The following is a 1098-nucleotide window of genomic DNA, read 5'->3' on the forward strand; positions in this document are numbered from 1 at the left end:
TCAGGCGGATTTCTCCTGGCGGGCACCACGCACCTGCCCCCGCGGCACGATCGTGGGATTGACATTGTCCACCACCGTCTCCCCACTGATGATCACCCGCCCCACATCCTCCCGCGACGGCACCTCATACATCACCGACAACAACACCTCCTCGATGATCGCCCGCAACCCACGCGCACCCGTCCCCCGAATGATCCCCTGCTCCGCGATCGCCTCCAACGCCTCCGCCGTGAACTCCAACTCCACACCATCAAGCTCGAACAACCGCTGATACTGCTTCACCAACGCATTCCGCGGCTCGGTCAAAATCCGGACCAACGCCTCCCGATCCAGATCATGCACACTCGTGATCACCGGCAACCGACCCACGAACTCCGGAATCATCCCGAACTTCAACAGATCCTCCGGCATCACCTCACCGAACAACGCCCCCGCACCCACCTCCCCCCGAGGCCGCAACACCGCATTGAACCCCATCCCCTGCTGACCCGTCCGCGCCTCGATCAACTTCTCCAACCCCGCGAACGCCCCACCACAGATGAACAACACATTCGTCGTATCGATCTGAATGAACTCCTGATGCGGATGCTTGCGCCCCCCCTGCGGAGGCACACTCGCCGTCGTCCCCTCCAAGATCTTCAACAACGCCTGCTGCACCCCCTCACCCGACACATCCCGAGTGATCGAGGGATTCTCACTCTTACGCGCGACCTTGTCCACCTCATCGATATAGATGATCCCGGTCTCCGCCCGCTTCACGTCATAATCCGCGGCCTGGATCAACTTGAGCAGGATGTTCTCCACATCCTCCCCCACATACCCCGCCTCGGTCAGCGCCGTGGCATCGGCGATCGCGAACGGCACGTTCAAGATCCGCGCCAACGTCTGCGCCAACAACGTCTTGCCCGACCCCGTCGGCCCCAACAACAAGATGTTGGACTTGGCGATCTCCACATCCTCATCACCCGGGCGCTCACTCTCCGACCGCACCCGCTTGTAATGGTTGTACACCGCCACCGACAACGCCTTCTTGGCCTGATCCTGACCGATCACATACGAGTCCAGGAACTCATAGATCTCCCGAGGCTTGGGAAGGGA

General features: G+C 61.2%; 1 protein-coding gene. It reads right to left on the bottom strand.

The window, feature by feature from the left end:
* On the bottom strand, positions 1 to 1098 hold a 1098-nt coding region (gene clpX / locus PFX91_RS23010), incomplete at its 5' end, for an ATP-dependent Clp protease ATP-binding subunit ClpX (protein WP_285735221.1).

It is taken from the genome of Nocardiopsis sp. ATB16-24 (assembly GCF_030271535.1).
In the GTDB taxonomy this organism is placed as follows: Bacteria; Actinomycetota; Actinomycetes; order Streptosporangiales; family Streptosporangiaceae; genus Nocardiopsis.